This window comes from Pseudotamlana agarivorans (assembly GCF_018860245.1).
Classification (GTDB): Bacteria; Bacteroidota; Bacteroidia; order Flavobacteriales; family Flavobacteriaceae; genus Pseudotamlana; species Pseudotamlana agarivorans_A.
In genome coordinates, this window is the sequence record NZ_JAHKPD010000012.1 from 373427 (window position 1) to 399255 (window position 25829).

21 protein-coding genes and 1 pseudogene are annotated in these 25829 nt (G+C 35.6%); 9 read left to right on the forward strand and 13 right to left on the reverse strand.

The window, feature by feature from the left end; all coding sequences use genetic code 11:
• The first annotated feature begins 90 nt into the window (after positions 1 to 90).
• A complete protein-coding gene (locus KO493_RS07995; protein ID WP_216067416.1) occupies positions 91 to 2619 on the forward strand; it encodes a TonB-dependent receptor in 2529 nt (842 codons plus the stop codon).
• 99 nt (positions 2620 to 2718) lie between these two features.
• Complete coding sequence (locus KO493_RS08000; protein WP_216067417.1) at positions 2719 to 3156, forward strand: hypothetical protein; 438 nt, start codon at positions 2719 to 2721, stop codon at positions 3154 to 3156.
• A 2-nt stretch (positions 3157 to 3158) separates the two neighbouring features.
• On the opposite strand, the gene KO493_RS08005 is transcribed toward KO493_RS08000, so the two are convergent.
• A complete protein-coding gene (locus KO493_RS08005; RefSeq protein ID WP_216067418.1) occupies positions 3159 to 4202 on the reverse strand; it encodes an endonuclease/exonuclease/phosphatase family protein in 1044 nt (347 codons plus the stop codon).
• Between the two features lie 101 nt (positions 4203 to 4303).
• Here KO493_RS08005 and KO493_RS08010 point away from each other — a divergent pair, with 101 nt between their 5' ends.
• From KO493_RS08010 to KO493_RS08020, 3 genes are read left to right on the forward strand one after another with little or no spacing between them, the layout of a single operon-like run.
• On the forward strand, positions 4304 to 7105 hold the full coding sequence (locus KO493_RS08010) for a carboxypeptidase-like regulatory domain-containing protein (protein WP_436839522.1): 2802 nt from the start codon (positions 4304 to 4306) through the stop codon (positions 7103 to 7105).
• Positions 7106 to 7118: 13 nt separating this feature from the next.
• The gene (locus KO493_RS08015) at positions 7119 to 8564 is read left to right on the forward strand and encodes a DUF5689 domain-containing protein (RefSeq protein WP_216067419.1); all 1446 of its coding nucleotides are present in this window, start codon (positions 7119 to 7121) and stop codon (positions 8562 to 8564) included.
• 31 nt (positions 8565 to 8595) lie between these two features.
• Positions 8596 to 8973: a hypothetical protein gene (locus tag KO493_RS08020; protein ID WP_216067420.1), complete on the forward strand. Its 378-nt coding sequence runs from the start codon at positions 8596 to 8598 to the stop codon at positions 8971 to 8973.
• Positions 8974 to 9087: 114 nt separating this feature from the next.
• Here the strand turns inward: KO493_RS08020 and KO493_RS08025 are convergent, their stop codons facing one another.
• Positions 9088 to 12039 (reverse strand): AsmA-like C-terminal region-containing protein, encoded by a 2952-nt coding sequence (locus tag KO493_RS08025; protein ID WP_216067421.1) that lies wholly within the window; start codon positions 12037 to 12039, stop codon positions 9088 to 9090.
• A 227-nt stretch (positions 12040 to 12266) separates the two neighbouring features.
• Here KO493_RS08025 and KO493_RS08030 point away from each other — a divergent pair, with 227 nt between their 5' ends.
• The gene (locus KO493_RS08030; RefSeq protein WP_216067422.1) at positions 12267 to 12713 is read left to right on the forward strand and encodes a hypothetical protein; all 447 of its coding nucleotides are present in this window, start codon (positions 12267 to 12269) and stop codon (positions 12711 to 12713) included.
• A gap of 119 nt (positions 12714 to 12832) precedes the next feature.
• Entirely contained in the window at positions 12833 to 13210 is a 378-nt protein-coding gene (locus KO493_RS08035) for a DUF3703 domain-containing protein (RefSeq protein WP_216067423.1), read from the forward strand.
• 141 nt (positions 13211 to 13351) lie between these two features.
• Here the strand turns inward: KO493_RS08035 and KO493_RS08045 are convergent, their stop codons facing one another.
• Entirely contained in the window at positions 13352 to 14320 is a 969-nt protein-coding gene (locus KO493_RS08045) for an endonuclease (protein ID WP_216067425.1), read from the reverse strand.
• Between the two features lie 144 nt (positions 14321 to 14464).
• Between KO493_RS08045 and hflX the strand changes: the two genes are divergently transcribed.
• On the forward strand, positions 14465 to 15676 hold the full coding sequence (gene hflX, locus KO493_RS08050) for a GTPase HflX (protein WP_216067426.1): 1212 nt from the start codon (positions 14465 to 14467) through the stop codon (positions 15674 to 15676).
• 15 nt (positions 15677 to 15691) lie between these two features.
• A complete protein-coding gene (locus KO493_RS08055) occupies positions 15692 to 17941 on the forward strand; it encodes a transglycosylase domain-containing protein (protein ID WP_216067427.1) in 2250 nt (749 codons plus the stop codon).
• A gap of 542 nt (positions 17942 to 18483) precedes the next feature.
• Here KO493_RS08055 and KO493_RS08060 read toward each other — a convergent pair.
• The 10 genes and pseudogenes from KO493_RS08060 to KO493_RS08105 form a co-directional block, all read right to left on the reverse strand.
• Positions 18484 to 19410 (reverse strand): DUF3078 domain-containing protein, encoded by a 927-nt coding sequence (locus KO493_RS08060; RefSeq protein ID WP_216067428.1) that lies wholly within the window; start codon positions 19408 to 19410, stop codon positions 18484 to 18486.
• Positions 19411 to 19474: 64 nt separating this feature from the next.
• The gene (locus tag KO493_RS08065) at positions 19475 to 19981 is read right to left on the reverse strand and encodes a DUF2480 family protein (protein ID WP_216067429.1); all 507 of its coding nucleotides are present in this window, start codon (positions 19979 to 19981) and stop codon (positions 19475 to 19477) included.
• 62 nt (positions 19982 to 20043) lie between these two features.
• Positions 20044 to 20367 carry an SUF system Fe-S cluster assembly protein gene (locus tag KO493_RS08070; protein WP_216067430.1) on the reverse strand — a complete coding sequence of 108 codons (324 nt, stop codon included), beginning with the start codon at positions 20365 to 20367 and terminating at the stop codon, positions 20044 to 20046.
• A gap of 76 nt (positions 20368 to 20443) precedes the next feature.
• On the reverse strand, positions 20444 to 20866 hold the full coding sequence (locus tag KO493_RS08075) for a SufE family protein (protein WP_216067431.1): 423 nt from the start codon (positions 20864 to 20866) through the stop codon (positions 20444 to 20446).
• Positions 20867 to 20906: 40 nt separating this feature from the next.
• Entirely contained in the window at positions 20907 to 21383 is a 477-nt protein-coding gene (locus tag KO493_RS08080) for a hypothetical protein (RefSeq protein ID WP_216067432.1), read from the reverse strand.
• A 45-nt stretch (positions 21384 to 21428) separates the two neighbouring features.
• A complete protein-coding gene (locus KO493_RS08085; RefSeq protein ID WP_216067433.1) occupies positions 21429 to 22643 on the reverse strand; it encodes an aminotransferase class V-fold PLP-dependent enzyme in 1215 nt (404 codons plus the stop codon).
• 153 nt (positions 22644 to 22796) lie between these two features.
• Positions 22797 to 24110: a Fe-S cluster assembly protein SufD gene (gene sufD, locus KO493_RS08090; RefSeq protein WP_216067602.1), complete on the reverse strand. Its 1314-nt coding sequence runs from the start codon at positions 24108 to 24110 to the stop codon at positions 22797 to 22799.
• A 60-nt stretch (positions 24111 to 24170) separates the two neighbouring features.
• Positions 24171 to 24561 (reverse strand): annotated as a pseudogene (locus tag KO493_RS08095) (four helix bundle protein).
• 90 nt (positions 24562 to 24651) lie between these two features.
• Positions 24652 to 25407 carry a Fe-S cluster assembly ATPase SufC gene (sufC, locus tag KO493_RS08100; protein WP_216067434.1) on the reverse strand — a complete coding sequence of 252 codons (756 nt, stop codon included), beginning with the start codon at positions 25405 to 25407 and terminating at the stop codon, positions 24652 to 24654.
• Position 25408: 1 nt separating this feature from the next.
• Positions 25409 to 25795 carry a hypothetical protein gene (locus KO493_RS08105; protein ID WP_216067435.1) on the reverse strand — a complete coding sequence of 129 codons (387 nt, stop codon included), beginning with the start codon at positions 25793 to 25795 and terminating at the stop codon, positions 25409 to 25411.
• Positions 25796 to 25829 lie beyond the last annotated feature (34 nt).

The window sequence follows — 25829 nt, forward strand, 5'->3', positions numbered from 1 at the left end:
GTATAACTATCTGATCGTGTTAACATTGTGTTAATGTAGTTATGAATTTTATTTGTATTTTTGGGTCGACTAATTCATAATAATTAATTCATGAAAAAATTTACACAAATTTTATTCGCGATGGTAGTTCTGTTATGTTCTGCTGTGGCCTCCTCTCAAAGTACTATTACAGGAACTATTATTGACGGTGAAATGAATTCACCGCTCCCTGGAGCTAATATTGTTCAACAAGGGACAACAAATGGGACTACTACAACTTTTGAAGGTGATTTTACTTTACAAACCAATGTGTCATCTGGGAAATTCGTAGTTTCTTATGTTGGTTATAGTACCATTACTTTAGATTTTAGTGGTGATCAAGATTTTGGACAAATTAAACTAATGCCAGATAATACCTTAGATGAAATTGTTATCGTTGGTAGTGGTATTATTGATTTAGCTGAAGACAGAAAAACACCAGTGGCTGTATCTACAATTAAATCCAAAGAGATTCAAGAAAAAGCTGGAAACTGGGATTTACCAGAGGTTTTAAAGTCAACACCATCAATTCAAAACATTAAAGCAGGTGGATTTGGAGAAGGGTCTATGTTTGTTCGTGGTTTCGACCAAACGAATACGGCGTTTTTATTAAACGGGCAACCAATTAATGGTATGGAAGACGGTAAAATGTACTGGTCTAACTGGTCTGGAGTTATGGATGTTGCAAACGCAATTCAGGTACAGCGTGGTTTAGGAGCTTCAAAATTAGCCATTTCTTCAGTTGGGGGTACGGTAAATATTGTAACTAAAACGATAGATAGAAAAGAAGGAGGTTTTGTCCAGCAAATGTTAGGTAATGATTATTATACAAAAACAACAGCTTATTATTCAACTGGAGTTAGTGAAAAAGGCTGGTCATTCTCATCTTTATTAGGCTATTGGCAAGGTGATGGATATGTTGATGATACAGACGGACAAGGGCAAACGTATTTCTTCTCTGTGGGTTACACACCAAACGATCATCATTCATTCAACTTCTTGTTAACAGGAGCGCCTCAATGGCATGCTGTAGCTGGTAGTGGTGATATTCAATCATTTATTGATAACGGTAGAAAATATAACTCTTGGAATTTTGACGGGGTAGATAGCCCAAACACTTTAACTAGTGGAAAATATCCTGGAGGTCGAAATATTTATCATAAACCAGTGGCTAACTTAAGCTGGGATTGGACGATTAATGATAAGTCTTCTATGTCTACCGTATTATATGGTTCAATGGGGCGTGGTAGTTTTGCGCAATCTATTGGTTCAGTAGATTATGCTAGAGGATCAAATAATAACCACGATTGGTTTGGTTTAGTAACAAACTACAACAATCAAATTACTGAAAATTTAAACTTTAATGTTGGTGCAGATGTACGTTTATACAGTGGTTATCACTTTAGAGATATTAGAGAATTTATTACTGTAGATTCTGTAACGAACAGCTCAGGATATAGTGGCGGTCAAGATTATCAACTAACTGAAGCTGGAGGAATTAACCCTTGGAAGGTGTTTTTCAATCCTAATACCGATCACTTGCAACGTTTTGGATATGATTATTCTGAACAAATTAATTATGGTGGATTTTTCGGACAGTTAGAATATGCAAAAGATGGTTTCTCAGCATTTTTCCAAGGTGCTTTATCAACACAGTCTCACGTACGTACCGAGTTTTTAAACACTTCAACTCCTGGTGAAGGAGAAGAAGGGGATAAAGTAAATAATCCAGGGTTTAATGTGAAAGGTGGTTTAGCTTATGAACTGAGCCAAGCACACCGTGTATTTTTTAATACTGGGTATTATTCGCGTCAACCTTTTCATGATACGCTATATCAAAATGATAGAGCTGGAAATGAATTGTTACAGCCAGAAGCTGAAAACGAAGAGATTACTGGTTTTGAGCTAGGTTATCAATTTATGGCTGGTAGAGCATTTTCAGCGAATTTAAACGGATACCACACCACTTGGGACAATGTTACAAAATACAGAAACAATGGAGAGAACGGCGATGATTACATTAGTTACCAAACTATGGGCGTTAAGCAAGTGCACTACGGTGTTGAGCTTGAAGTGATGACACGTCCTTTAGATAACTTAAGACTTAACGGTTTCCTTTCTTTAGGTGAATGGCAGTTTAAAGACAACGCTAACCAAAGAACTTTTGATAACGATGGAAACCAAATTGGTGCCGATGAAGAAATTGTAATCGACGGATACAGTGTTGGTGGTGCTGCTCAAGTAACAGGTGGAATTAACGGTAGTTATGATATTTGTTCAAACTTTAGTGTTGATGCTGCTTGGAACTGGTATAACGATATGTTTTCTATTGGAGCATTAGATCAAGCGCCACTTTCCATGCCTTCATATAACACTATGGATGCTGGTTTATCTTATAAAGTGATGGTTGGTTCTAATGAATCATTACAATTCAGATTTAACTTAAACAATGTTTTTGATGAGGTTTACTTAGAGTCTGTTTCTGGAAATACTGCAGCTTCTGCTAATCCAGATGAAAACTATAAAGGTATTAATACAAGTAATAATGGTCGTTTTGGTTACGGCAGAACATGGAATTTTAGCGTACGTTTTAATTTCTAATAAAAATTGTTTGAATAACATAAAAAACCATGTAGCAATACATGGTTTTTTTTATGTTTAAAATTACTACATTTGCCATTCAATTCTTAACAAAAAACCATGTACGACATTATATTATCTCTTCACTCTTATTGGGCCTATTTGGTATTAGTCATTTTAACCATTACTGCTGTTACTGCAATTATAAAAACAGTAGGCGATAAGGAATATGAAAACAATGATTTCAGAAGAGGTTTATTCACTTTAATCGTATCTCATATTCAATTGTTAATTGGTTTAGTTTTGTATTTCGTTTCACCACGCTTTGAGTTGTGGGGCGAATTAGGAGGTAAAGTTATGAGTAATTCTTTAGCGCGACTTTACCTAGTAGAACATCCATTTGTGAATATCCTTGCCATCGCATTAATTACTATTGGCTATTCTAAGCACAAAAGAAAGCTAACTTCTAAAATGAAATTAAAAACAATCGCTATATTTTACACATTAGCCTTAGTATTGTTTTTATCCCGTATTCCTTGGAGTACTTGGATGAGCTAAGATCATTCAATAGCCTTAATTAAATAAATATAAACTGGAAAATGGTCGCTAAAACCATTTGAAAAGCCGCCGTAATTCCAACTTCTAAAAGGATAACCTTTATAAGTTCCGCTTTGCTGAATTAAATAGTTTTTGTTGTAAATACCAGCTTTATAGAATTGAAATGTATCGTAAACTTTGTCAAGAAGCGGTTTAGTAAACATGATTTGATCGAATAAGCTCCAAGCATCTCTATAAGCCGTAGTGCCTAAGCCATCTTTGTAAAAATTGGAAAAAGGGTTATAAATGCCTTTTAGATTCACTTTTTTCAGATTGCTTTTCGCGCCTAATGCATTTTTTACACTCGAGTTGTTTGGGTTATCGTTTAAATCACCCATAATTAAAATTTTCGAGTAAGGATCGATAACCTGTAAAGAATCAATTAAGTGCTTATTCAATTTGGCCGCAGCCACGCGTTTATAATTACTCTTAGACTCACCACCACGTCTGGAAGGCCAGTGATTTACAATTATATGAAACATTTCATGGTCTAGTTTACCACGTACTAATAATTGATCCCTAGTAAAAACACGTTTTTCATTGCCGTAAATTTTTAATTCATGCGAGCTAGAATTTATCGGTATAAACAAGTCTTCCCGATACAATAATGCCACATCAATACCACGAATGTCAGGCGAATCGTAATGAATAAATTTGTAGTTGAAGTCGCGTAATGATTTATGATTAATGAGATCTTCTAAAACGGCCTTGTTTTCTAGTTCACAAACGCCTATAAGGGCAGGGGGCTTACTAGTGAGGTCTTTGCCAATATCTGCTAATACCTGCGCCATGTTACGTACTTTTTGCTCGTAAGCCGTTTTACGTTGTGTTTTTAATTCCATCATCGGGCTATACTCGTCAAGCTTATTGGGGTCGTTAATGGTATCGAATAAATTTTCCAAATTATAGAAAGCAACCGTGTGAATTTTATAGAGTTTGTCTTGAGCTTTTGAGGGTGTAGCAAAACTTAAGCACAGTATAAAAAGGATGAATTTCAAAAAGGTCATATTACTTATTTAAAACTGTAAAAATAAGATATTACAACAAATGTTGTAAGTTTTTATTTTCATTTAATAAAAAGTACTAGTTTTGGGTTCAAATATTTTATGTGAATAGAGTTCTGTTTTATTGCTTATTTATAGCCATTTCAATGGTGGCTAACTCCCAGAGTACTGTTATATCCGGGAGCGTTAACGATGATCAAACATTTCAGCCATTGGTAGCAGTCACTATTCTTTTGAAAGACACGACACTTCAAACACAAACAGATCATTTGGGTGAATTTGTTTTTGATAAGCATATCCCACTTGGTGAACACATGCTTGTTATTTCTAAATCAGGTTACAAAACAAAATATTATCCCATTATTGTAAATGAAGGAAAAACTATGAACATAACCGACATGGTTTTAACTCGTGATTTAGATCAAACAAATGATTTGTTCACAATAACCTTAAACGATGATGAACTTAATGACGATACGAGTGCTTCCGATAATGTATCTGGATTATTAGCGGCGTCTTTAGATGTTTTTCAGCGAACTGTAGCCTTTGAGTTTAGTTCTTCGTTTTTTAGATTACGGGGCCTTGATTCTAACAACGGCTCTGTGCTCATCAATGGCATTGAAATGAATAAAATGTACAATGGTAGACCGCAGTGGAGCAATTGGGGTGGTATTAATGATGTACTTCGTAATCAAGAATTGGCTCTAGGTTTAGCGCCTTCAAATTATAATTTTGGTGGTGTTATGGGATCAACCCATATTAATGTACGGGCTTCAGAAGCTAGATCAGGCACTCGATTAACCTATTCGTCGTCCAATAGAAGTTATTCAAATCGCTTGATGATTAAACATGCTTCAGGCCTGTTAAAACATAATTGGGCCTATACGTTTTCATTTGGTAGGCGTTGGGGGCACGAAGGCTATCAAGATGGGACGCTATATAGTTCGAATTCTTTTTTTACTTCCGTAGAAAAGAAAATAGGTAAGAAACAGAGTTTAAACTTAACGGCCATTTACACCCCTAATAAACGCGGAAAATCATCACCAAACACACAAGAGATTTACGATTTAAAAGATATTAAGTACAACGCATATTGGGGGTGGCAAGGTGGTGAAAAGCGCAATTCAAGAATTAAAGAAGTGAATGAACCTATAGTGATGTTAAATCATTATTGGAGATGGAATGCCAAAACGTTACTAAATACGAATATCGGCTATCAGTTCGGGAAAATGGGGAATAGCCGTTTGGATTATAATGGTACCGATTTAATTGATGGCATGCCTCAAGGCGGTGGTTCGAACCCAAGTCCGACATATTACCAAAAACTACCGAGTTATTTTGAAAGAAATTTTCCCGATAATTTAGAATATGCTTACCAAGCCTTAAAGGCATTTCAAAATAACGGCCAAATAGATTGGCAAGCCATGTATACTGCAAATATTAGTAATAGGGAACAAGGCGGTAATGCGATTTATGCATTATATGAAGACCGTGTTGATGATAAACAATTTACAGTTAATTCCATTTTAAATTCGGCAATAAATGACCATGTATTGATAAATGCTTCAGTAAATTATAAATCATTAAATTCTGAAAATTACGCAAGCGTATTGGACTTATTGGGCGCTTCAAGCTATTTAGATGTTGATGCTTTTGCCTCTAATATAAGCGATGCGCAGAATGATTTATTGAACCCAAACAGAGTTGTTGGTGAAAATGATATTTTTAAATACCACTATAATATTTTTGCAAATGAATGGAATGGTTTTGCACAGGCACAATTTTCATATAGTAGATTCGATTTTTACATTTCTGGATGTTTCAGTCATACCAAATACCAGCGTGAGGGATTTTATAAAAATGGTGGTTTTCCCGATAATTCTTTAGGAAAAGGCGAGGCTTTGAACTTTTTAGGCTTCGGAAGCAAATCTGGATTAACCTACAAATTTTCTGGTAAACATGTTTTTAATCTGAATGCTGGTTTCCTAAAACGCCCACCAACCATTCAAAATACGTTTTCAAATTCTAGAGAAAACCATAATGTGGTTCCAGATATTGCCGAAGAAAACACCCTATCAGCCGATGCCAGTTATATTTTTCGTGCCTCTAGGGTCAAAGCCAAATTAACAGGTTATGTTACTAAAATGACCAACGCGAACGAAATCTCTTTTTATTTTGCCGATGGTGTTGGTGGTGATAATGCTGTTTTTGTACAAGAGATTTTACGGGGTGTGGATAAAAACCATTTTGGTACAGAATTGGGGGTTGAAGCTCAAGTGACTCCAACATTAAAGTTAAAAGGCGTGGTGGCTGTTGGGCAGTTTACCTACGCCAATAATCCGAATTTATTGCTCACCACAGAACCAGATGCTGAAGCTACTGCTGCAGGCTTTGTAGATGGTATCAAAGATTTTGGTGAGACTAAGTTAAAAAACTACCGTTTGGCTACTGGGCCACAAAGCGCCTACTCGGTAGGTTTTGAATATCGCGATCCTAATTATTGGTGGTTTGGAGCCACTGCAAACTTCTTCTCAAACATCTTTTTAGATGTGAATCCGTTAACGCGGTCGTCAAATTTTAGTACCGATTATGATGGGAATGTTTTTAATGATTATGATGAAGACGTAGCGAAAACGCTGTTAGAACAAGAGCGTTTTGATGATTACATGGTCGTGAATCTGGTTGGGGGTAAATCTTGGAAACTCGGCAAATATTACATCGGTTTTTTTGCGAGCATAAATAATGTGCTAGATATTATTTATAAGACTGGTGGTTTCGAACAAGGAAGAAACGCAAATTATAGAGAATTAAGAGATGATAAAGCCTTGGAAACGCCAGTTTTTGGTGCTAAATATTGGTACGGCCGTGGGGCAACTTATTTTTTAAACTTGAATGTTAGCTTTTGAAATTAGATAAGATATGAGAAAATTGAACATAATAATTCATCTGTTGGTGCTTTTGCTGTGTGTCGTTATAATCGCGTCCTGTATAAAAACAGACGATTATGACCTGCCTGATGTTTTACTGAGTGAACCCGAAATTCCTTTGGAAAACATAACGACGTTTAAAACCATAAAATCGCTATATGAGCAAGCTGTGAATGGCGGAAATTCAACAGTTGTTATTCAATCTGAAAACGATTTGTATATTGAAGGTTTTGTGGTGTCTTCAGATAAATCGGGTAACTTTTTTGAGGAACTTATCATTCAGAATAAAACAGACGGGAGCGACCCAGATAACGATCCTAGGTTGGGATTTTGTGTGTTGGTTAACGTGAGTAGTCTGTCTGATACTTTTCAATTCGGGCAAAAAGTTTACGTGAAAATGAATGGTTTAACTATTGGAGAAACTAGTGGTACCATATGTATAGGAAAAGGAGATGCCGCAAAATTGGAACAAATTCAAGCGTCAGAATTTAAAGCTATTATTCTACGAAGTCACGAAGTCTCTGCTATAACGCCTAAATTGGTAAGCTTAGAAAACTTAACCAAAAATGACCAAAACACCTTAATTCGATTGGAAAACATGCAACTCAATCGTTTTGAATTGGGTGCCACTTTTGCCAGCGAATCTTTCGATGAATTTGATGGTTTTAGAGTTTTAGAAAGTTGTGATTCTGGTATTAGTATGATGATGCAAACCAGCACCTACTCCGATTTTAAATCTTTAATCGTTCCTCAAGAAAATGGTTCTGTTACAGGGGTTTATAGTCGTGATTATGGTGATGATTTTAATGTTTTAATCGTTAATAGTTCTACCGATGTGGCTTTTGATAATCCGAATCGTTGCGATCCTTTAGAACTGGATTGCGGACTCTCAGAAACCTATGGTACTGGGAATGTACTTTTAGAAGAATTCGAATCGCAAAAAAATAATAAACCTGTTGAAATTCATGGGTGGACCAACCACATAGAAGCCGGTACACAGGCTTGGGAAGGCTATTCATCGACATCTTCTAATGCTTCCTTGGGACGTTCTGCACGTTTTCAAAGCGCCAGTTCTGGAGATGTTAGTAATATTGGGTGGCTTATAACACCATCGATTAATTTAGATGAACATGAAGGGGAAACACTTCGGTTTAAAACATCAAATAGTTTGGCAGATAGTAGTTTTATGGAGGTTCTTTATAGTCAAAATTGGGACGGCACGGAAGCTGGTGTTACCCAAGCGACTTGGGGTGTGCTATCGGCTGCATATGTGGTGAAGGATTCCGATTCGTTTGTGCCTTGGTTTAATTCTGGTGTAGTCGATTTATCCTGTGAAACGGGCACCATGCATATTGCCTTTAAATATACGGGTGGCGGACAAGAATCTTTCGATGGGGTTTACGAATTGGATGATATTCGTATTGATTATGTGGAATAGTTTTTACCTTTGAAAACTTTTAGACATAACCATGACCACATTCGATAATTTATTCTTTCACTTTTTTCAATACTATAAATCTAAAAAAAGCAAGAAGGCCAATGAGATTGCTACCTTTTATGTTTCCTTTTTACAAAGTAGTTTACTACTGCTTTTAGGCGTTTTTTTTGCCGGGTTTTTTAGACAAATGCATGTACAAACCATGTCTGCTACTAAAGCATGGGTGCTTTTCGCTTTGGTTGTAATTTTCTTGTATTTTAAAAACTGGATGTATTACGGCGGCAGAAAACGTAAAGTGCTCAACGTTAAAATGCTTAAAAATAAAAAACTCGAATATAATATCTGGGTGCTTTGGTTTGTGCCAGTTGTGGTTTTAGGTTTAGCTTTTGTGTTGTCTAAGGCGATTTAGTGTATTCTAGGAATAGACTAACTTGAACACTTTTATAAATTGATGCTATTTAGGTCTGTTTGCAATAGACTTCAGTGCCTTTCTGTCCTAAATAACTTCTTTATAGAACCCATTTCACTCAACTTTTGATATTCCTGTGGCAATTGAATCCGTTGTTTTTGGAAGGTTAGGGTTTCTAAAATAAATGGAGTCCATTCGTGTTTCAAAAGCCTTAATCTCTTCTATGTTCATTTGCTCGGTAATGGAATCCCTAAGCATTAGGAAGCGTAATCGCTCTTCTTTGCTTAAGCTGTCATCGTCGTAGTCTAATGCTCTTAAATCCTTTTCTCGTAATCCAACTTTAATTTTTAAACTGTCTGAGACGCCTGTAATCTTTATAGGAATGCCTACCAAACCAAATGGTGGTAAGCCCAAACGCATCTGTAAGTCTAGATCGCCATCTAAAGTAGTTTGCCCCTCCATTCTCAATAGAAAAGGATGTACTTTAAACTTAAATCGTTCCATTTCCAATAAATTATTATCAATCTTAGATACGATGGTTATCTGCTCCATTTTTGGATTGTTAAGCGCCCCGATTCGAGTTTGTTTAGATACAGTTCCAAAGAGCTTATAATTTTCAAATTGTATATGCTTCGCATTTAAAACCCCACTGCCTTCCAGTGAAGGAAGAATGGGTTGCATGGTTTTATCCATACTCCCTTTTACTTCATAATCGAGAGAAACTATACCGTTCGCCTTTTCAGCTGCAGGAACGAGATCTCTAAAAAGATCGATCTCATTATAGGCTCGTTTTATGTCCAGATTCTTTCCTAGTAATTTAAAGTCGAAAAAAGCTTCGTTATTACCGTTAGGGCGGTAATAACCTTGCATGGATGCTGTACCGCCTACCAAGTCCATTCTTGTATCGTTAAAAAGTAGCCCCCCTTTAGTAAGGGTAACTTGTCCTTTAAAATTACTTGCCTTTAACGTCATGTAGGCTAGAGTGTCAATGTCAACATTGAGCTTAAAACTAATATTCTTGGACACTTGAAGGACACCTGTAATTTCATCAGGAATGAGCAAGGAGTCTGCAGGAATATGAGCTAGGCTATCGGTTTGCGCTACTTTGTGTAATGGCTCACTCGGGATTAAATCATTAAGATTAATACGATCCGATTGAACGTCAAAATCTCCTTCTAATACAGCGTTTGGCACAATAAAGTAAGGTATGTAGTTGGTGAAGTATCCGTTGAGAATCGCGTAGTTATTTGCATATTTTAACTCAAAATCAGAGAATTCTAGTCGGTCTAATTTAAAGGTAAAGTCGCCATGAATTATTTCAAAAGGTTCTAAAAGTACTTTTGATTCCAGGACTACATTTTCGAGAAAGAGCGTGCCAGAATTCGATTCTACATCAAACTCTGTTTTACCACCGGCCTTTCCTCGTTTGGCACGTCCTTTAAAGAGCGCGTCGAGACGTATAAAACCATTGGCTCCTGAAATATAAGGTAGAGGTGTCACTTGTGTAAAATTCTTCAAGTCTAATGAACCTTTTGCCTGAATGGTATAGTCAGGTTGTTCGAGATTGCTTATCATGAATTTCAGATCAAAAGGATTATCTTCAAACATAAAAGAAAGGTCTTCGAGTAAAATTGCAGAATCCTCAAGTCTGCCCCCTTTATTACGGAATTTAAAATCTATGAAAATTTTTTCAATAGGATCTGGAAAAGATGTTTTTAAGTACCCATCGGTAACCTGTATTTCGGCATCGGTAATCGGGAAAAGCTTTTTACTTATGTCATAGACACCTGATGCATTAATATCTCCCACCAGGTGACCACCAAAATGTAGATCTGGCAATTGTAGGCTTTCCTGTAACAAATGTAAGTTCAGTTGCGTATGCAACCTTGTTTTTAGATTGAAGGAATTTTGGGTCCCCTTGGCATAGAAATGACCACGGGAAAAATCATCTTCTAAGGTAAAAGATAAGGTGTCGACCTGAATTTCAAATTGATCATTTTCAAGTTTAAGGTCTGCGTCTACTAAAATATTTTCAATCGGTTCTGGCGTTTCTTTGTATTGAAGTGTACCATCTTTAAACTGAACGCGTAGGTCGATTTTAGAATGCTCAAGGGAGTCGCTAACACCATTTTGAAACCCGCTCATATGGAGCTTTGCGTCCAAAAGGCCATCCACATTTGTCTTTTTTCGCCACTCCTGATAATTAGGAGGTAATAAGGAAAGTAGTTCACTTAAATGACTTTTTGTAGTGCTTACTTCTGCTTCGTAATGGAAGCCCTTTGGATCAAAATCAATTTTCCCTGTTAACGAAAACAGAAGACTATTGATTTGTAAATCATTTTTATCTAGCGATACAGAAGCTGTATTATCGTTGTATACAGAAGAAATTGACGCTTTTAAGTGCTTATCTTTAAGATAGGCCACATCTTCAAAAATAACATCCAATTTAGCTATTTCAAATTCAGAACCCAGAGAAAGTTGTCCCTGCTTAAAGTTTCCAGCCCCGTCGTAACTAAACCCCTTTGCTTGAATATCCAGGTTTCTTAAGTCATCGATATAGCTAATATTGACATCCTGTATTTTAATCCCTTTAAGGGTTACAAAAGGTGATGTAGTTTCTGTTGTATCTGTGGGTGTTTTTGATGATTTGAAAATGCCATAATTTGGGCGACCGAAGCGGTCTACTTTCATTGAAACCTGCGCTTTATCAAGATCAAATTTTTCTAAAGCGACCTCATCGGTGAGTAAAATTCTCCAAATACTTATGGTGAAGTCTAAGGTCTTAGCTGAAATAAAAGGGGCTTTAGAATACGGTCCTGATCCATAAATTGTCACGTCTTCCATACTAAGTGTAGCTGATGGAAAATGACGGAAAAATGTTAATCGTGAATCCTCAAATTGAAGTTCGCTGGTCAGGTATTCGGAAGCGTAGTAAGATACTTTTTCTGAGATCCAACCATGGAATAACAAAGGAAAAAAAAGAAGCACTAAAATAAACGAGGTTAGAGCACCAATGAAAATCTTAGCGATTTTTTTCCATTTTTTACTTTCTAAAGAATTTGGCATTAATTAAATTTGAGGTTTAAGAGCTGGTTAAAATGGATCGAAAGGTACAAAAAAGGAAGATTCAAAAATATAGAATATAAAAAACAACAAATCGTTAGGTTTTGCCCACTAAAATCATAAAATGGTTTGTAAATTTTTTTGAATTGAGTTTTTATTTGCCTAAAACACGTTGATCGTGGTTTGAATCGGCCTTGTTAGAATAATTAGCTATAAAAGTAAAAGTATTTATGAAAAAAAATATATTCATTATCATTACATTTTTTTTGTTAAGCTGTGATGCTATTAAAGATTGCGAAGATTGTTTTACGCCGCCTAATAATTTTTATTTTGACATTGTAGATAAAGTAAGTGGAGAAAATCTATTTACAAATGGAACTTATGATTATCAAGATATTGAAATTATTAACACTTTAGATGGTAATGAATCGGTTGATTTTGAATTTATTACTCATGACAATATCAATCAAATTGAAATATATTCCATTGGATATTCAACTGAAATTGTTAATTTAAAATTTTATGTTTCTAACCAATACCTGTTTGACTTTTATGTTGATGCCGAAAGAACATCTGAAAATTGTTGTAGTTTCACAGTATACAATGAAATAAAAATAACAGGATCCGATTTTGTATCAAAACCACAATCAGGCGTTTATACCATATTGGTAGAATAATATAATAGAGGTTAGACGCTCGTTACATACTTTTAAGCCATTTCGGTCAAATCTTTTGATATCGCTTTAGAAAACAGAACTTAAGAATTACAACGGAGTAGAAAACTTATTAATCACTTATGAAATTTTACACGACGATACCCCAAAGTATTAAACCATATTATCTGGAAGAATTGAATAAATACCAAGATGAGCTTTCAATCGGAAATTTAGAAAGTGCTTGGAATAATTTAGAAAGGGCTCATATCATCGGACAACAATATCCTTTCTCGCATACTTTAGTACATTTTAAAATGTTACAATTCGGAATTAAAATTAAAAGTCGTAAGGAAATCATAGGGCAAATACCTCGGCTTATTTTTGGCGGCGTGAAATCCTTTGTTGGAAAAATTCCAGTAGGAAACCCAGGTGGAGCCAATGTGCCACCTTTAAAATCATTTCCGATTGAAAAAGAGTTGCAGGCTATTTTTGAGAAAGCTGGTGTTCGTTTAGGCTAAAAATAAAAGTTGGGTGATATCACGTCCCAAATAATTATTTATGCACTAATACGATTGAAAGTGTTTATCAACTAGCCCGCCAATTGCTTATGCGAACCATCACAATTTGGTTTGCGTTTAGATAAACCACAAGTGCAATCATCACTTCTTAAAAATTGCATAAACGGGAAAATGATCACTATAACCTCCATTGTATTTTCTTCCAACGTAAGTTCTATAAGGTGTACCTTTGTATGGGCCGCTAAAGGTTTTTAAGAAATCTTCATCAAAAATATTAGCGGTACTAAATTCAAAACGGGTGTCGGAAGCTTTAAAGAAATTTGTCGAGATTAAAATTTGATCAAATAAATCCCATTTGCGTTTGTAATACGTCGAACCTCTATTGTAGGAACGCAGCGTCTCCATGAGATTGAACAAACTCGACGTTTTTACCAATTCACGTATGCCTGGGTTGTTAGAATCCTCATTAAAATCACCCATGACTATAACCTTAGCGTCCTCATTGGTTTCTTTTAATGAGCTAATTATTTCACTTACTTTCGAAGCAGTTACCAAACGTTTGGGTTCCGATTCCTTTTCGCCTTCACGTCTAGATGGCCAATGGTTTACAATAACATGAATTTCTTCACCATCTAAAAGCCCGGTAACAAGCAGGATATCTCGCGTGTAATCTGGTGAGCCATCATCATGCTGGAGTTTAATACTAAACGGTTCAGAATGTGTAACCGTAAACATATCTTGGTCGTACAATAAAGCCACGTCAATACCTCGCTCGTCTGGCGAGTTGTAGTGCACATAGCCGTAGTTGTGATCCTCTAGGTGTTTCGATTGTATTAAATCGTTAAGCACTTTTTTGTTTTCAATTTCTGCAACACCAATAATAGCAGGGTGTTTACCTGTTTCTCTACGACCAATGTTCGAAATGGCATAACCTAATTTTCGAAGTTTATTCTCATAACGTTTTGCTGTCCATCGTTTCGGAGCGTTGGGTAAAAAATCATCATCATTTATATGGGTGTCTTTTACTAAATCAAATAAGTTTTCAAGATTGTAAAACCCAACGGTTTGCATATCGAGGCGTACTGGAATGTCTTCAAAAAGGTCTGTCATAACATCAAAAATAAGGGTTAAATTTTAAAATAAGGTGTTTCTTAAATCTAAATCGACTTTCGTATCGGACTCATAAAAGTTAGTAAAATACTTTTTTAATTATAATGCTTGCATTTATGTAACTTTGTAGTATATATTATATACATGATTGAAAAGAAAGATGTCGCTTTAGAAAAAGCAGTTTTAATAGGAGTTGTTACCAAGGAACAGAATGAAGAAAAATCTAAAGAATATTTAGATGAATTGGAGTTTCTAACCTTTACAGCTGGTGGGTATGCGGTAAAACGCTTTACTCAAAAAATGGATATGCCAAACCCGAAAACCTTTATTGGTACAGGGAAAATGGAAGATGTTCGTCAGTACATTCAAGAACATAATATCAGTACAGCTATTTTTGATGATGAATTATCGGCAGCTCAAGAACGTAATATTAGTAAAATTCTTGAAGTTAAAGTTTTAGATAGAACCAATTTAATTCTAGATATTTTTGCTCAACGCGCGCAAACAAGCTACGCTAGAACGCAAGTAGAGTTAGCGCAATGCGAATATTTACTACCGCGTTTACGTGGTATGTGGACGCACCTTGAGCGTCAAAAAGGTGGTATTGGAATGCGCGGACCAGGGGAAACAGAAATTGAGACCGATAGACGTATTGTTCGTGATAAAATTGCTTTGCTAAAATCGAGAATAAAAACCATTGATAAACAAATGGCTATCCAGCGTGGGAACCGTGGTAAAATGGTGCGTGTGGCTTTAGTAGGGTATACAAACGTTGGGAAATCTACGTTAATGAACGTGATTAGTAAAAGTGAAGTTTTTGCTGAAAACAAGCTGTTTGCCACCCTAGATACCACGGTTAGAAAGGTGGTTATTCAAAATTTGCCATTTTTATTAAGTGATACGGTAGGTTTTATTCGAAAATTACCCACCCAACTGGTTGATAGTTTTAAAAGTACCTTAGATGAGGTTAGAGAAGCCGATTTATTGCTTCATGTGGTCGATATTTCACACCCTAATTTTGAAGAGCATATTGCCTCTGTAGAGAAAGTTTTAGGTGAAATAAAAAGTGGAGATAAACCAACCATCATGGTTTTTAATAAAATTGATGCTTACCACCAAGAACATGTTGACGATGACGATTTAGAAACCGAACGTACCGAAAGACATTACTCGCTTGATGAATGGAAAAGCACCTGGATGAGTAAGGTTGGAGATAATGCTTTGTTTATTTCAGCATTAAATAAGCAAAATTTAGAAGACTTTAAAAAGCGTGTTTACGATGAAGTTCGTAAAATTCACGTAACACGTTTTCCTTATAACGCGTTTTTATATCCAGATTACGATGCTGAAGAATAGCTTGTAAATAAGAACATGAATCTGATAAAAAAATTATGGCAAAACAAATGGATCAAGGGCTTATTTATTTTAGGCGCATTTGTTTTGCTTTTTTTTATTGGCTTATATTTTAGTATTTATTTAGGTGCCTTCGGAAAAGTGCCTACCACCCAAGATTTAAGTACTATCATTCAAGAAGAATCTACTGAAGTTCTAGATAAGGACGGGGTCTTGATAGGTAAATATTATATTTATGATAGACAGCCATTGGAATTTGAAGACTTTCCTAAGCATTTAATTGACGCTCTTGTAGCTACCGAAGATGTACGTTTTTTTCAGCATGATGGTATTGATAATGTAAGTTTATTACGTGTTTTTGTAAAAAGTATCTTGCTTCAAGATAAATCATCTGGAGGAGGAAGTACAGTTACCTTACAATTGGCAAAAAACTTGTTTGGCAGAAAGCATTATAAGTTTGTTGGCATTGTGGTAAATAAGTTTAAAGAAAGCATTATTGCCAAGCGTCTGGAGGAAATTTATACAAAAGAAGAGATTTTAACGCTCTATTTTAATACGGTTCCTTTTTCCGACAACACCTATGGAATTGAAAGTGCTTCTCAGAAATTTTTCAATAAAACCACTAAAGATTTAACGATTTCAGAATCTGCTATTTTAGTGGGCTCTTTAAAGGCAAACACGTATTACAATCCGAGATTAAACTTAGAACGCAGTCAAAAACGGCGTGATGTTGTATTATATCAAATGGAGAAATATGGCTATTTACCGACCGATTCTTTAGAAGTCATTAAACAGGAAGATGTGGTTCTTCATTACCGTTCATTTAATCATGATATGGGGGTTGCCCCTTATTTTAGAGAACAGGTTAAAAAGGAATTGACCGCTATTCTAGATACGATTACATCCCCAGAGGGAGAGCCGTATGACCTTTATAAAGACGGGTTAATTGTGCATACAACATTAGATTTTAAAATGCAACAATTGGCTGAAGAGGCCATGAAAGCACACATGACGAAATTACAGAAGGCTTTTGAAAATTCTTATGGAGATTCGGGACCATGGACTAATGATAAACTTATTGATGCTGAAATAAAAAAACTAACAAAGTACAAACAGTATAAAGATCAAGGGTTGAGTGATGCTCAAATACATGATTCTTTAGCTATAAAACGTGATGTTGAGTTGTTTTCATGGGAAGGTGATACTGTTAGAAACATTAATGTAAGAGACAGTATAAGCCAGTATTTGAAATTATTAAATACAGGTATGTTATCGGTAGACCCAAGTACTGGAGCTGTTAGAGCTTATATTGGAGGCATTGATTACCGCGTATTTAAGTTTGATCATGTCACACAAAGTGAACGCCAAGTAGGGTCTACATTTAAACCTATAGTTTATACCGCCGCGATACAAAACGGTATGAAGCCCTGTGAATACTTTTCGTTAGCCAAGGTAACTTATACCAACTATGATAGCTGGACCCCAAGTAATTCTGGAAGTTCTGAAAATGATACCTATGAAAATTATTCCTTAGAAAAAGCCTTGAGCCATTCGGTGAATACCATTGCGGTAAAGGTGCTTAACAAGGTTGGTATTCCAAAGGTTTTAGAGCAAGCTAAGAAAATGGGGATTTCTAAAAAATTGCCTGCTGAACCATCGATAGCCTTGGGTGTTGCTCAAGTAAATTTAAAGGAATTGACAGCAGCTTATACCAGTTTTGTAAATTGTAGTCGTCCCGTAAAACCTTATTATATCACTAAAATAGAAGACCGAAATGGCAATATTATTGCCTCTTTTAAGCCAGAAGTTTCAGAAGACGAAGCTTTCAGTGATTACACACGTCAAGTGATGTTAGAGTATATGAAGGCCACGGTAGACGAGGGAACAGCTAAACGCATAAGAAGTCGTTACGGTTTAAAAAATGCTATCGCTGGAAAAACAGGTACCACGCAAGATAATAAAGACGGTTGGTTTGTAGGTATTACTCCAAATCTCGTTACCGTAACTTGGGTAGGAAATGATAATTACGGTATTGGTTTTAAATCTACAGGCATGGGGCAGGGGGCTAATTCGGCTTTACCTATTTTTGCGGAGTTTTACCAAAAAATGAATGCCGATACAACTTTTAACGCCATTACAAAGGCTAAATTCGAAAGGCCATCACAACAGGTGGAGTCTGATTTAAACTGTGAAGCCGAAAAGCGTGATTCCTTCCTGAAGCGTTTGTTTACACGAAAGCATAAAAAGAAGAAATTTAGGGGGGATTGATATTGTTTTTATGGGGTTAGGATTTAGTTTTGTTCAGAAAAAATATCTCTCGAAAAGGTGCCAAGTCGCAAAGCAGTAGCACGCAAGAATCTGTGAAAATCAGTGAAGCCTGTGTCTGAAATCTGTTTATTAGAGGTTCTGTCAAAACTCCGTGTATCTCTGCGAAACGCTCTGTGCACCTCTGTGTAATAGCAAAGTTATATAGCTATAAATCGAAGCCCGGAAATAGTCAACTCTAGCGACGTTGTTCGAGCCAGTATATCGGCAGATCGGCGCAGTTAAGAACCTTTTTACTAACAAAATATCTCTCGATAAGACGCAAAGCCGTAGCACGCAATAATCTGTGAAAATCTGTGAAATCTGTGTCTAAAAATACTTAGTGGCTCTCTGTGAAATACGCTGTGCTCCTCTGTGTTATCGCAAGATAATATGCTTCGTTTATAGGTGTCTAAAACCTTTACGAACTGTGACTTGAACAAATCATATGCCAATAAAAAAGCGCCACAAGGGCGCTTTAAATATTTTAGAATAAGAAGTTTTAGTTAGAAAGCATAGCTTAAACCAAAAGTCCAATAAGTTTGTAAATCATTGTCAACATTATCAAACGTAGCGTTAGGATCTCCAAGCTCGTTGATTGCAAAGTTTAAAGCTTCTTGTTTGTTATCTCTTAAACCAAACTCGAAACCAAGTCCAATACCTTTCCAAAGGTCATATGCTAAACCGTTTGTCCATGTCCAGTTGGATAAATTAGAACTTTTATACGATTGAAACATCGATAGATTAGATTTTAGTTTTAATTTTCCGAATTCTTTGGCATAGTTTGCTACAATTTTAGCACCTAAAGAAGAATCGAAAATAGTAGTTTCATTACTAAATACAATATTGTAGTTTAAGGGGTGAACCACAACCACCAATTCACTTATTGGTGTCCATGTAATACCAATACCTAAATCAAGATATCCAGGATCGTTAAAATTATTTAAAAGTGTTGTTCTATATTCTCCTAATGTTGAAGCGGCTAAAGTTTTGGTGAACTTATAACCATAAAGTGATGTAACAGTAAAAACATCTGTAGCTTGGCGAAAACTATCATCGTCATTAGGGTCGTCTTTATCATCAAATTTCACCCAACTTAAGTTGATGTTAGCAGTGTTGTACCAGAAAAACTTTTCTCTGTTTAATTTAGCAAAAGGGTTTGCTGTTATTGTAATGTTTCCAGCAGAATTGTTAGGTGTACCTTGTGCGTACCAATTACTGAATTCAGATAGATTAGCGCCTATAGTACCAAATGCACCATAGTGCCAACCAGGGAATTCTTCAATTTGTTTTTTTAGATCGTCAACTTCCGATTGAAGCGCGCTAATAGAATCTTCCTTAGCTGATTTTAAAGCTTTTAATTCGTCTTTGGTTTGAGCGTTAACAGAAATAACACCGATAAATAAAGCACCGATTAGTAGCGTTTTTTTCATAGTTTTCAGTTTTAATAAATGGATTAATTTTTCAGTTTTCTTTAATTTATAAGATAGGGATGAATTATTTCTTTTTGTATAAGGGCACAGACGAACACGCTTCACCGTACATAATTGATTTTGCTAACGGCTTTAATTTATTAGCAAGCATGATGTAAGCGTTTTGAGGCACGGGCTTATTCGAACAGCCTTTTATTATAATAGGCTTGTCTGAAAACGCGCTAACATCTAAATCATTAATAATATCTTGGTAGATGGCGGTTTCAAGGTTGTCCAGTGTTCCAACTAATGTTTTTGTAGCATAAGGTTCTAGGTGAATACTTAATAACATGTAAGCCCAGCCCGGAATAATAGCATCGCTACTACATGTTAATGCCACGAACTGATCTTGAAACTGGCTCCAATCAAATTCAGAAACTTGATTTCTAAAGTCTTTTTCGCGAAGTACAAAACCTTCATATAGCCAATCTTTAATATCAAATAACACACGATTTCCTTTTGGGTAATAGTCTTCAAGGTCGAGGGTTACTAATTTACTATTTGCTACGCGATTTATAATTTCGTCTTTCAAAAAAGTAGTGGTTTTAGAATGTTTGGTTTGTGTAAACTATTATTTTGAATATGGGACTTATATTAAAGCATGCCTAATTCTAGCTTTGCTTCTTCACTCATTAATTCTTGCGTCCATGGTGGATCGAAAGTGATTTCAACTTCGGCACCTTTTACTTCGTCAAGTGATTTTACTTTTTCTTCAACCTCTAATGGTAAGGTTTCTGCTACAGGGCAGTTAGGCGTTGTTAAAGTCATTAAGATTTTAACATCATTATCTTCGTTTACAAAAACGTCGTATATTAAACCTAATTCGTAAATATCTACAGGGATTTCTGGATCATAAATGGATTTTAAAACGTTTACAATCTTTTCTCCTAATTCGGCAGTATCTATAGTTTCACTCATAATATTTCAATTTGTTTTTTAATTTCCGCAAAGGCGGAAATGGCATTAAACCCCTGTTTTCAAAGGAAGTTACACGTTATTTCATTTGTGTTTGGTAGGCAATGGCATACATTTTTAATTGCTTAACCATGCTTACTAAACCATTGGCACGGGTTGGCGACAAGTGCTCTTTAAGTCCAATTTGATCAATAAAATCAGTTTCGGCGTGGATGATATCCTTTGGGGGTTGGTTTGAAAATGAACGCACTAAAATAGCAATAATACCTTTTGTTATAATGGCGTCGCTATCGGCGGTAAATATTAATTTACCATCCTCCATTTCAGCATGAACCCATACTTTACTTTGGCAACCTTTTATAATGTTGCTATCCGTTTTGTATTGGTCGTCAATAAGCGGTAAATCTTTCCCTAAATCGATCATATATTGGTAACGTTCCTCCCAATCTTCAAACATTGAAAATTCGTCAATTATTTCATTTTGGATATCTTTTATACTCATTAATCTCAAATTTTATGCAAAAATACAATAAGAAATGTTGCTATTCAATGTTTTCGGAGATTGATAGCAGTTCTTTAACTAAAGGGGCGATTGTTTGGGGCGGATTCCCATGATCGAAAGGTGGTGTGACATAGGTTTTTTCATTGGAAGTCATTTTTAGACTCGCTTTTGCGGCACCATCAAACGCAAAATGTTTACTAGGGGCTTTTAGGGTTTTGATGTCATCTAAAGGAACCGACTCTAATAGGTTTTTTAATTTTTCCCATTCTGAAGCTTCCAAAATAACGGGAGCGCCCGGTTTTCCTCTTTTTTTGGAAACAACAATCATATTTTTTATGACTCTTATTTTATGATAGGAGCCACGTGTTGTAGCCGTATACTCAAAAGTAATCATGTTTTCTGTTGGAATTTGTGAAGTTTCAGAATCTACTGAAGTATGGTTTTGTTTAGAACCATCTACTGTTCCACAAGATTTCATGGCTATAAAGCAACATAAAAGAAGGCTGAGTAATTTCATAAATTTATTTTGTAATAAAATTACGAAATGAAAATGAAAAGCAGTTTAAGACAACATCATCTTTGCTTTTTTAACACCTTCAAATAAAGTGTCAATTTCCGCTTTAGTGTTGTAAAAGGCCAATGAAGCGCGTACAGTACCAGGTATTTTGTAATAATCCATGATAGGTTGTGCACAATGGTGCCCCGTTCTTACCGCAATACCAAGTTTGTCTAAAATGGTACCCACATCATACGGATGAATGCCTTCTAAATTAAAAGAAATCACAGAGGTTTTATGTTCTGAAGTTCCGTAAATTTTAAGTCCGTCAATCTGTAAAAGTTTTTCGGTAGCATATTCTAGAAGTTCATGTTCATAAGCTGCAATGGTATCGAAACCAATGCCATTCATGTAATCCAAAGCTGCGCCAAAAACAATACCTCCAGCAATATTTGGTGTTCCTGCTTCAAATTTATGTGGCAAATCGGCGTAGGTCGTTTTTTCAAATGTCACTTCGGCGATCATTTCACCACCACCCTGATATGGTGGTAGTTTTTTTAACCATTCTTCTTTTCCATAAAGCATCCCAACGCCTGTTGGTCCACACATTTTATGTGCAGAAACCACATAAAAATCAACATCTAATTTTTGAACGTCTGGTTTGATGTGCGGACTAGATTGTGCGCCATCAATTAAAACGGCAGCACCAACCTGGTGTGCTTTTTCAATAATATATTCTATAGGATTAACCGTTCCTAAAGCGTTTGAAACGTGATTTACAAAAACAAGTTTGGTGTTTTCTGAAAGTAATTTATCAAATGCATCCATAACCAATTCCCCTTCTTGGTTCATTGGAATCACTTTTAACAGCGCCCCTGTGCGTTCGCAAAGCATTTGCCAAGGCACGATATTAGAATGGTGTTCTAAGGCTGATACAATAATTTCGTCACCTTTTTTAAGCAGTGATGAAAATCCGTTAGCTACGAGGTTAATGCCGTGGGTTGTTCCCGATGTAAAAATAATTTCATGTGAAAACTTCGCATTAAAATGTGCTTGTATTTTATAACGGGCTTGTTCGTATAAATCGGTAGCTTCTTGACTTAAGGTGTGTACGCCACGGTGAATGTTGGCGTTGAAATTTGAATAATAATCCACCATAGTATCAATAACCTGTTTTGGGGTTTGTGATGTGGCGGCATTATCAAAATACACTAAAGGTTTGCCATTTACTTTACGTGAAAGAATTGGGAAATCTTTTCTGATGTCTTCTACTTTGAACATGGCTGTTTGGCTTAGCCCCGATTGAGGCATTTGTTGAAGCTCCTCGCAGAGCGTCCTTCGACCCAACTCAGGATAAACTTACCCGTAAGCGGGAGATAGCTTCAAATAAAAATTTCAGTATGGTAAAGAGATTCCCTCTTTCGAGGGAATTTATTATAAATCGAACCCGATATTTACACCTAATTTGTTAGCGATAATCTTGTTAATACGTTGTTTTAATTCTGGAATTTTAACCGAACTTAAAACATTATTACTAAAGGCGTACATCAAAAGGGCTTTGGCTTCTTTTTTAGGAATACCACGAGATTGCATGTAAAACATAGCGCTTTCGTCTAATTGACCAATCGTACAACCGTGAGAACATTTTACATCGTCTGCAAAAATTTCAAGTTGTGGCTTGGTGTTTATCGATGCTTTATCACTTACCAAAATATTGTTGTTAGATTGGAAAGCGTTCGTTTTTTGAGCTTCTTTTTCAACGATAATTTTTCCGTTAAAAACGCCAGTAGATTTATCGCCATAGATACCTTTATAATCTTGGTGACTTTCACAGTTTGGTTCGATATGGTGTACCAAAGTATTGTGATCTACATGTTGTTTATCGCCAAGAATGGTTACCCCTTTTAAAATAGAATCGATACGCTCGCCTTCTTGAAAGTAGTTGAGGTTGTTTCTAATTAATTTTCCACCGAAAGAAAAAGTATGTACCGAAGCAATACTTTCACGCTGTTGCTTAATAAAGGTATTATCTATTAATGAAGCGTTTTTACTATCGTTTTGAATCTTGTAATAATCTACAATAGCACGTTTTTTTGTGAAAATTTCGGTCACACTATTAGTTAAAACAGGATTAGCCGTTAAACTTTGGTGACGCTCGATAATTTGCACATGGCTATTTTCTTCGGCAACCACTAAATTACGTGGCTGAAGTAGTGTAGAAGCTTCCGTTCCTGTTGAAAAATTGATAAACTGAATTGGTTTATCGGCAATTTTGTTTTTAGGAATATGAATGTAAACACCTTCTTGCGAAAAGGCGGTATTCAAAGAAGAAAGACTGTCTGCTGTCGCTGCTTTATTGAAATGGTTTTCAATAATTAAACGGTATTTCGGACTCGTAAGCGCAGAAGACATTAAACATACATCAATACCATCGTGTGTGGTTTGTGATAAATGTGAAGAATATTTCCCATCAATAAAAACCACGTTATAGGAGTCTATTTCATGAATAAAATATTTTTTTATGTCTTTATAATCTAAGGCATTTTCCTGTTTAGGGAAAACGCTGTAATCTTCTTTTAATATTTTATTTAAAGAGGTGTATTTCCAGGCTTCTTCCTTTTTGGTAGGAAAGCCTTTTTCTTCAAATACTTTTATAGCCTCAGATCTCACATTATGAACGTGGGTGTCTATATCGACCTTGTTTTCAAATGCTAAAAATGATGATACTAATTTGTCTTTTAAATCCATTTTTATAAATCGTTTCAAGTTTAAGGTTTAAAAAGTTTAAAGTTGCTCACTCAATCCCTTTTATTTAAACTTGCTTCCTTTAAAATCTTTTTTGTTTAAATATGAAATGAAAGCAGATAACCGCTTGCTTAATTGTTCATATTCAGAAACTAATGTTTTGAATTTTTCTTCTGAAATATATTCTGAATCAAAAATTCTATATAATTGTGATCTCGTTTCTCCTGCCGAGCCTTTTGTTATTGAAAGAAATTGACGAAATTCTAAATTCCCATCCCTTTCAAAACCTTCAGCTATAATTGTCCATTACAGAACCAGACGAAGCTTTTATTTGGTCTTTTAGTCTATAATCAGTTTTTAAAGCTGTTTCATTAGCAATATCTTTTATTTGATTAAATAGTCTTCTGGCTTCTTGCCAAGTCTCTAAATCTTCAAACCGTTTGATAGTCGCCATGAACTTGAAACACTTGTGTTTGTTAATAGTTGTTGGTATGCGTTCGGCAAACCAATAACCAAAAACTAATAACCATTAACCATTAACTAACTACGCGTTCGCTGCTTCTTCCTTAATCCAGTCGTAACCTCTTTCTTCAAGCTCGTGCGCTAATTCTTTTCCGCCAGATTTTACAATACGTCCGTTGTGTAAAACGTGAACAAAATCAGGTACGATATAGTCTAATAAACGTTGGTAGTGTGTAATCACGACTACAGCGTTGTCTTTGCTTTTTAATTTATTAACACCATTAGCAACGATACGAAGGGCATCAATATCTAATCCAGAATCGGTTTCATCAAGAATGGCCAATTTTGGTTCTAGCATCGCCATTTGGAAAATCTCGTTACGTTTTTTCTCACCACCAGAAAAACCTTCGTTTAAAGAACGTGATAAAAATTTACGATCAATTTCTAGCAATTCAGATTTCTCACGAATAAGTTTAAGCATGTCTTTAGCAGGCATGTCTTCTAATCCTTTTGCTTTTCTAGATTCGTTAATGGCTGTTTTAATAAAGTTAGTCACAGACACACCAGGGATTTCAACTGGGTATTGGAACGATAAGAAGATGCCTTTATGGGCACGTTCTTCAGCAGCTAATTCTTCAATATCTTCACCGTTAAAAAATATTTTACCATCGGTAACTTCATATTCTTCTTTTCCAGCGACAACTGAAGATAATGTACTTTTTCCAGAACCATTTGGTCCCATGATCGCATGCACTTCTCCTGGTTTCACTTCAAGGTTAATACCTTTTAAAATGTTCTTATCCTCAACACTTGCGTGTAAATTCTCAATTTTTAACATACTATTCGTTTCCTATTTTTACAATGTTGTTAGCGGCTTTAGAAGCAGGTTTAACTTTAAGTATTTCTACAATTTCAACCTTTTGCTCCCAAAGGATAACATCATCTTTTTGATCTGTAACTTTTCCTTTTATCTCTACTTGAACCATGTCTGTTGGTTCTTCTTTGATTTCATCTGCTTGCTCTACAAGCGCTTTAAGTTTTCCTGAATTTAACACGCCATAGATTTTGTCGTGAGATTGCAAGACACCAGCACCATCGAAATACACAAATTCACCTTTTATGGTAGTTAGTTCGTCTTCGTTATAAGTTGTTTCTTCCGTTTTCGATTCGCTTTTACAACTTATAAATGCTGTTAGAATTAATGTGATAAAAAATATTTTTTTCATTTTGAATGGGTTTTAACTTAAAACGACACTTTAG

Excerpts from the sequence above, each read along its gene's own strand:
- KO493_RS08020 (WP_216067420.1), top strand. The coding sequence starts at position 8,596 with ATGACCACATTCGATAATTTATTCTTTCACTTTTTTCAATACTATAAA.
- KO493_RS08055 (WP_216067427.1), top strand. The coding sequence starts at position 15,692 with ATGAATCTGATAAAAAAATTATGGCAAAACAAATGGATCAAGGGCTTA.
- KO493_RS08070 (WP_216067430.1), bottom strand. The coding sequence starts at position 20,367 with ATGAGTGAAACTATAGATACTGCCGAATTAGGAGAAAAGATTGTAAAC.
- KO493_RS08080 (WP_216067432.1), bottom strand. The coding sequence starts at position 21,383 with ATGAAATTACTCAGCCTTCTTTTATGTTGCTTTATAGCCATGAAATCT.
- KO493_RS08030 (WP_216067422.1), top strand. The coding sequence starts at position 12,267 with ATGAAAAAAAATATATTCATTATCATTACATTTTTTTTGTTAAGCTGT.
- KO493_RS08060 (WP_216067428.1), bottom strand. The coding sequence starts at position 19,410 with ATGAAAAAAACGCTACTAATCGGTGCTTTATTTATCGGTGTTATTTCT.
- KO493_RS07995 (WP_216067416.1), top strand. The coding sequence starts at position 91 with ATGAAAAAATTTACACAAATTTTATTCGCGATGGTAGTTCTGTTATGT.
- KO493_RS08105 (WP_216067435.1), bottom strand. The coding sequence starts at position 25,795 with ATGAAAAAAATATTTTTTATCACATTAATTCTAACAGCATTTATAAGT.
- sufC (WP_216067434.1), bottom strand. The coding sequence starts at position 25,407 with ATGTTAAAAATTGAGAATTTACACGCAAGTGTTGAGGATAAGAACATT.
- KO493_RS08085 (WP_216067433.1), bottom strand. The coding sequence starts at position 22,643 with ATGTTCAAAGTAGAAGACATCAGAAAAGATTTCCCAATTCTTTCACGT.
- KO493_RS08045 (WP_216067425.1), bottom strand. The coding sequence starts at position 14,320 with ATGACAGACCTTTTTGAAGACATTCCAGTACGCCTCGATATGCAAACC.
- KO493_RS08025 (WP_216067421.1), bottom strand. The coding sequence starts at position 12,039 with ATGCCAAATTCTTTAGAAAGTAAAAAATGGAAAAAAATCGCTAAGATT.
- sufD (WP_216067602.1), bottom strand. The coding sequence starts at position 24,110 with ATGGATTTAAAAGACAAATTAGTATCATCATTTTTAGCATTTGAAAAC.
- KO493_RS08075 (WP_216067431.1), bottom strand. The coding sequence starts at position 20,866 with ATGAGTATAAAAGATATCCAAAATGAAATAATTGACGAATTTTCAATG.
- KO493_RS08015 (WP_216067419.1), top strand. The coding sequence starts at position 7,119 with ATGAGAAAATTGAACATAATAATTCATCTGTTGGTGCTTTTGCTGTGT.
- KO493_RS08035 (WP_216067423.1), top strand. The coding sequence starts at position 12,833 with ATGAAATTTTACACGACGATACCCCAAAGTATTAAACCATATTATCTG.
- KO493_RS08000 (WP_216067417.1), top strand. The coding sequence starts at position 2,719 with ATGTACGACATTATATTATCTCTTCACTCTTATTGGGCCTATTTGGTA.
- hflX (WP_216067426.1), top strand. The coding sequence starts at position 14,465 with ATGATTGAAAAGAAAGATGTCGCTTTAGAAAAAGCAGTTTTAATAGGA.
- KO493_RS08005 (WP_216067418.1), bottom strand. The coding sequence starts at position 4,202 with ATGACCTTTTTGAAATTCATCCTTTTTATACTGTGCTTAAGTTTTGCT.